We start from the raw sequence: 6,123 nt of genomic DNA, 5'->3' as shown, positions 1-6,123 counted from the left end.
AAAAACTACCGATACCGCTGCTAGATGCCGCTGCGGTTGTAGCTGACGCGGCGCCGCGTGTATCATTTGATTCATACATTTGAGGTGGTATCATCTGTTGAGGATATTGCTGCATGTATGGTTGATATTGTTGTGTATATTGTTGGTGGTGGGGCTGTTGCTGTTGCTGTTGATATTGGGGCGGCGGTTGTTGGTACATCATCGGTGGCCCTTCCATTTGTCGATAAGGAGGGACCATTTGCATGAAAGGTTCGGTTGGATCGTGTTTTTTAAAGAGTTTAGCAAGGAAACCTTTCTTTTTTTGAGCCATCGGTGGTAGTTGTGGAATCGGATATGGTGTGTAAGATTGTTGTCCTCGATTCGGATACATTTGTCTTGCAGGGGATTTCGGAAACATGTGGGAAATCCTCCTTTCTTCAGTTAGGTATATACACATACAATATGCAATAAGAGGGAAGAAGGTTAGTTTTTGAAGTGAAAACCTAAACTAAAGATGGATTTTACTTGTAGATTTCGATATAATGTAGACTTGACTGATTTGTGCGCGCAGTAGAAATTTAGAAAGAAGGTGTAACTTATGACACAACAAACTTTTACACAGTATGATTTTAAACCATTTTTAATAGATGCAGTTCGTGAACTACGCTTTTCAGAGCCGACAGGAATTCAACAGAAAATTTTCCCGGTTGTGAAAAAAGGTGTAAGTGTAATTGGACAATCCCAAACAGGTTCTGGGAAAACACATGCATACTTACTTCCTACATTAAACAGAATTGATGCAAGTCGTGAAGAAGTTCAACTTGTTATTACAGCGCCTACTCGTGAGTTAGCACAACAAATTTACGAAGAAATCGTGAAATTAACAAAGTTCTGTGCAGAAGATCAAATGATTACAGCACGTTGCTTAATTGGTGGAACTGATAAACAACGATCAATTGAAAAGTTGAAAAAACAACCTCATATTGTAGTTGGAACACCAGGACGTATTAAAGACTTAGTAGAAGAAAAAGCGCTATTTGTTTATAAAGCAAATACTATTATTGTCGATGAAGCAGATTTAATGCTTGATATGGGATTCATTCAAGATGTAGATAAAATTGCAGGACGTATGCCTAAAAACTTGCAAATGCTAGTTTTCTCTGCAACAATTCCTCAAAAATTAAAACCATTTTTGAAGAAATATATGGAGAATCCAGAGCATATTCATATTAATCCGAAACAAGTTGCGGCTGGAAATATTGAGCATTATTTAGTGCCTTCTAGACATCGTAACAAAATTGATTTAGTGAACAAGATGTTGCTTCAATTTAAGCCGTATTTAGCAATTGTTTTCACTAACACGAAGAAAATGGCAGACCAAGTTGCTGATGGATTAACAGAGCGTGGCCTAAAAGTTGGACGAATTCACGGGGATTTATCACCACGTGATCGAAAAAGAATGATGAAACAAATTCGTGATCTTGAATTCCAATATATTGTTGCGACTGATTTAGCAGCACGCGGTATTGATATTGAAGGAATTAGTCATGTTATTAACTATGAACTTCCATCAGATTTAGATTTCTTCGTTCACCGTGTTGGGAGAACTGCACGTGCGGGTCATTCAGGTATTGCAGTGACAATTTATGATCCAGCAAATGAAGAAGCTTTAGATAGTTTGGAAAAACAACGTCATATCGAGTTTAAGCATGTAGATTTACGCGGAGATGAGTGGGCGGATTTAGGTGACCGTCGTCGTCGTAAGAGCCGTAAAAAACCAAATGATGGGCTAGATGTTATGGCAACAAAGGTTGTTAAAAAGCCGAAGAAAGTAAAACCAAACTATAAACGAAAACTTGCAACAGAACGTGATAAAGTTAAGAGAAAATATAGTAATAAAAAAAGATAAGGGATTTTCCCTTATCTTTTTTTATCCCGCTATTTGTGAGAGTATATAATCAATAAGGATAGAAAAATATTGATTAAAGTTTCGCCTAATCCAGTTAAGTTAAATATAGAGTATAGCTTGTTTAAATAGTCATATAAATTTGTGTAGTGCCTTTTTTGCGAACAAACAATTCACTACATGTTTCTACAAATTATGCTATCATTATATCTATTGTATATTGAAGAGGTGATTGTATGTTAAAGATTGGATCTCATGTTTCAATGAGTGGTAAGAAGATGTTATTAGCAGCAAGTGAAGAGGCTGTTTCATACGGTGCAACGACGTTTATGATTTATACAGGTGCACCGCAAAATACACGAAGAAAACCAATTGAGGAATTAAACATAGAAGCAGGAAGAAAACATATGGAACTAAACGGTATTGAGGAAATTATCGTACATGCGCCATATATTATTAATGTTGGGAATACGACGAAGCCAGAAACATTCCAATTAGGTGTAGACTTCCTTCGCATGGAAATTGAAAGAACATCGGCATTAGGTGTGGCGAAACAAATCGTTCTTCACCCAGGTGCGCACGTTGGTGCAGGAGCGGATGCTGGTATTCAACAAATTATTAAAGGGCTTAATGAAGTATTAACGCCAGAACAGACGGTTAACATTGCGTTAGAAACGATGGCGGGAAAAGGAACAGAATGCGGTCGTAGCTTTGAAGAAATTGCAAAGATTATTGATGGTGTAAAATATAATGAGAAGCTATCAGTATGCTTTGATACGTGTCATACGCACGATGCAGGATATGATATTGTAAATGACTTTGACGGTGTATTAAACGAATTTGATAAGATTGTTGGTATTGATCGTTTGCAAGTACTTCATATTAATGATAGTAAAAATGTACGCGGCGCAGGAAAGGACCGTCATGAAAATATCGGTTTCGGTCATATCGGTTATAAAGCGTTGCATCATATCGTGCATCACCCGCAGTTAATGCACGTACCAAAAATTCTTGAAACGCCATATGTAGGTGAAGATAAAAAAGATAAGAAGCCGCCATATAAATTAGAAATCGAAATGCTGAAAAATGGTACTTTTGATGAAGGAATTCTTGAGAAAATTAAAGCGCAATAAGAAATAAGGAGGGGATTTCCCCTCCTTATTTTAATAGTTGCTGAAATAAAGTATTAACTTGTTGGGCAGTGGCAGGAGAAGTTACCTTTGCGATTTGTTTTAAGAGATCTAGTCGCTCATTATTATCGTAAATGTTAATGTTTTTTCCTTTCATAAGTAAAACAATTTGATCAGCTTGTGCGGGTGTAATTGGAACTTCATATTCTTTGCTATATTTTAATAGCTCTTTTGTAGAAATATGGTTTAATTTTTTATTAACAATTTGTTTGATGAGGTTCATCGTGTTGTCCTCCTTCACACGTTCTACTATCGAAATATATGTGCACATAGCTTGTATATATTCTTATAGAGTTTCGTTTTTTCCATGAGAAAAAGAAGCTTATGCTATAATATAAGAACAAAACTATAGATAAAGAGTATAAGGAGGACTTATGGAGAAAAAGCAACATCGAAAAGAAAGTGTTATTCATCTTGTATATCGTTTAGTTATGATTGTCTTTGGGGCAGCGTGTGCAGCGGTAGCGATTGAACTGTTTTTAATGCCAAATAAAATTATCGATGGTGGAATTATTGGTATTTCTCTTATATTAGATTATCTTACTCCTAATATTTGGTGGTTAAGTTTTTCTACTTTAGTTGTTATCCTCAACATTCCTTTTATGTACTCCGGGTATAAGCAAATTGGAAAAACATTCATGTTATCTTCAGCATTTGGAATTGTAGCTTTAGCATTTATTGAATCAACGTTGCATGCTATCCCACCATTTACAACAGAGCCGATTTTAGCAACAGTTTTTGGTGGTCTTATTTTAGGGCTTGGTGTAGGACTTGTTATTCGTCATGGTGGATCAATGGACGGAACAGAAATTATGGGGATTTTATTAACGAAGAAATTACCTTTCTCTGTTGGTGAATTTGTAATGTTTGTGAATTTATTCATTTTTGCATGGGCAGCATTTGTATTTGGTGTCGAACAGGCGATGTATTCTGTTATGACGTACTATATCGCATTTAAAACAATTGATACAGTAATTCAAGGATTAGACGAAACGAAAGCGGTTTTAATAGTGTCAGATCAATATGAAGAAGTATCAAATGCAATTTTACACCGCCTTGGCCGTGGAACAACAAAACTTGTTGCTAAAGGTGGCTATACAGATAAAGAAAAAGAAGTTATTTATGCAGTTGTAACGCGTCTTGAAGTGACGAAGTTAAAGTCGATTGTGCATGAAATTGATGAAAATGCCTTTGTTACGATTATGAGTACGCAAGAGACGAATGGCGGTAAGTTTAAATCAGCGATTCACTAAAAAATTAATTACAATATCTTTCGAAAGCAGAGAAATTTTCTCTGCTTTTTGTTATAATAGTAAGGTTTCTGGAAATAAGGAATATATTTTGGGCAGATTGGTTTACAACTATAATAAGCTGTACTATAATTCAAATAGAGATAAATCGGAATCATTCTGAATTAAAATAGGTGATGTGTAATGAATAATATATTAGAAATAGAAGGACTTACGTTTCGGTATGAAGATCGAAATGTGTTAGAAGATATTAATTTGCAAGTTCCGAAGGGAGCTTTTTTAGGTTTAGTTGGACCGAATGGTTCAGGGAAATCGACTTTACTTAAATGTTTATTGGGTGTTTTAAAGCCGAAGCAAGGAAGTATTAGATTGTTTGGCATTGATAGTAAAAAATTTAAAGAGTGGAATAAAGTTGGTTATGTATCTCAAAAGGCAAATAGCTTTAACTCAGGTTTCCCGGCGACTGTCTTTGAAGTTGTTTCAATGGGACTTGTTTCCAAAAAAGGTCTTTTTCGCTTCTTTACGAAAGACGATAAGGCGAAAGTAGAAAAAGCGATTGCTGATGTAGGGATGAGCGAGTTTCAAGGTCGCAACATTGGAGAGCTTTCTGGTGGACAGCAACAACGTGTATTTATTGCTCGTGCACTTGTAAGTGATCCGGAATTACTTATTTTGGACGAGCCTACTGTTGGGATTGATGTGAAAAATGTGGAAAGCTTCTATGAGATACTAGAGGATTTAAACAAAAGGCTAGGGATCACGTTAATTCTTGTTACGCACGATATGGGTGCTGTAACAGAGAAGGTGACGCATGTTGCATGTTTAAATCAGCATCTACATTTCCATGGGAATGTAGAGAAATTCCGAGAGTTAGAAGATGCCGAAATGTCGATTTTATATGGACATCATGTTCATCGCTTAGAACATGAACATGGGCATCACGGGAGGATATAATGATACAGGATTTTTTACAATATGATTTTTTACGTAATTCTTTATACGCTGGTGTTTTAATAGGGCTTGTCGCACCACTTATCGGCGTGTTCGTTGTAATTCGTCGTATGTCGCTTATTGCGGATGCATTAAGTCATGTGACGTTATCGGGAATTGCAGCAAGTTTATTACTTGAAAAGACAATCTTTACCGGTGGGTTTTTAAACCCCTTATATATGGGAATGCTTTTTTCAATCGGTGGAGCATTGCTAATTGAAAAATTACGTACTGTATATAAACATTATCAAGAATTAGCAATTCCGATTATACTTTCAGCAGGGATGGGGATTGGAGTTATCTTCATTTCACTTGCTAATGGATTCAATACGGATTTATTTAGTTATTTATTTGGTAGTGTAAGTGCTGTGACAAGTGCGGATTTAATTATTATTGGTATAGTAGCAATTGTAGTTATTATAACGATTGTTTTATTATACAAAGAGTTGTTTTTACTATCATTTGATGAGGAATACGCTGTATCAACCGGTTTGAGTGCAAAGTGGATTCACTTTATTTTCATTATATTAGTTGCTCTTGTAATTGCGGTATCAATGCGGGTTGTAGGTGTTCTTCTCGTATCATCTTTAATGACGTTACCAGTTGCAGCAAGTATTCGTATTGCAAAAGGATTTAAACAAACAATTTTCTTTTCCATTTTATTTGGTGAAATTGCAGTAATTGGTGGAATGTTTGCTTCGTATCAACTTGATCTAGCACCAGGTGGTACAATCGTTATGATAGCGGTTCTTATTTTAATCGGTGCGATTTTATGGAAGAAGAAAAAAACTGCATAAAGTAGGGATAG

Annotated in this window: 6 protein-coding genes and 1 pseudogene; 5 read left to right on the top strand and 2 right to left on the bottom strand. The window is 35.8% G+C overall.

The window, feature by feature from the left end; all coding sequences use genetic code 11:
• A pseudogene (locus tag BAU27_RS19320) lies at positions 1-397 on the bottom strand (VrrA/YqfQ family protein); the annotation flags it as partial.
• 180 nt (positions 398-577) lie between these two features.
• Between BAU27_RS19320 and BAU27_RS19315 the strand changes: the two are divergent.
• On the top strand, positions 578-1,888 hold the full coding sequence (locus tag BAU27_RS19315; protein ID WP_071747167.1) for a DEAD/DEAH box helicase: 1,311 nt from the start codon (positions 578-580) through the stop codon (positions 1,886-1,888).
• A 233-nt stretch (positions 1,889-2,121) separates the two neighbouring features.
• On the top strand, positions 2,122-3,018 hold the full coding sequence (locus BAU27_RS19310; protein ID WP_000912459.1) for a deoxyribonuclease IV: 897 nt from the start codon (positions 2,122-2,124) through the stop codon (positions 3,016-3,018).
• Positions 3,019-3,043: 25 nt separating this feature from the next.
• Here BAU27_RS19310 and BAU27_RS19305 read toward each other — a convergent pair whose 3' ends face one another.
• Positions 3,044-3,298, bottom strand: coding sequence for a DUF2624 domain-containing protein (locus BAU27_RS19305; RefSeq protein WP_071747165.1), 255 nt, complete (start codon positions 3,296-3,298; stop codon positions 3,044-3,046).
• 151 nt (positions 3,299-3,449) lie between these two features.
• Between BAU27_RS19305 and BAU27_RS19300 the strand changes: the two genes are divergently transcribed.
• The 3 genes from BAU27_RS19300 to BAU27_RS19290 all read left to right on the top strand — a co-directional run bounded on the left by BAU27_RS19300 (position 3,450) and on the right by BAU27_RS19290 (position 6,112).
• On the top strand, positions 3,450-4,328 hold the full coding sequence (locus tag BAU27_RS19300; protein WP_071747164.1) for a YitT family protein: 879 nt from the start codon (positions 3,450-3,452) through the stop codon (positions 4,326-4,328).
• 180 nt (positions 4,329-4,508) lie between these two features.
• Entirely contained in the window at positions 4,509-5,279 is a 771-nt protein-coding gene (locus BAU27_RS19295; RefSeq protein ID WP_001059657.1) for a metal ABC transporter ATP-binding protein, read from the top strand.
• Positions 5,279-6,112 (top strand): metal ABC transporter permease, encoded by an 834-nt coding sequence (locus tag BAU27_RS19290; RefSeq protein ID WP_071747163.1) that lies wholly within the window; start codon positions 5,279-5,281, stop codon positions 6,110-6,112. The genes BAU27_RS19295 and BAU27_RS19290 overlap by 1 nt, the downstream gene beginning before the upstream one ends.
• Positions 6,113-6,123: the final 11 nt, after the last annotated feature.

Origin of the sequence: Bacillus sp. NH11B, from assembly GCF_001884205.1 — a bacterium.
GTDB lineage: Bacteria > Bacillota > Bacilli > Bacillales > Bacillaceae_G > Bacillus_A > Bacillus_A proteolyticus.
The sequence above is the reverse complement of the archived record's forward strand: the minus strand, read 5'-3'. Positions and strand labels throughout refer to the sequence as shown.

Coding starts and splice junctions, on each gene's coding strand:
- BAU27_RS19315 (WP_071747167.1), top strand. CDS start 578: ATGACACAACAAACTTTTACACAGTATGATTTTAAACCATTTTTAATA.
- BAU27_RS19310 (WP_000912459.1), top strand. CDS start 2,122: ATGTTAAAGATTGGATCTCATGTTTCAATGAGTGGTAAGAAGATGTTA.
- BAU27_RS19305 (WP_071747165.1), bottom strand. CDS start 3,298: ATGAACCTCATCAAACAAATTGTTAATAAAAAATTAAACCATATTTCT.
- BAU27_RS19300 (WP_071747164.1), top strand. CDS start 3,450: ATGGAGAAAAAGCAACATCGAAAAGAAAGTGTTATTCATCTTGTATAT.
- BAU27_RS19295 (WP_001059657.1), top strand. CDS start 4,509: ATGAATAATATATTAGAAATAGAAGGACTTACGTTTCGGTATGAAGAT.
- BAU27_RS19290 (WP_071747163.1), top strand. CDS start 5,279: ATGATACAGGATTTTTTACAATATGATTTTTTACGTAATTCTTTATAC.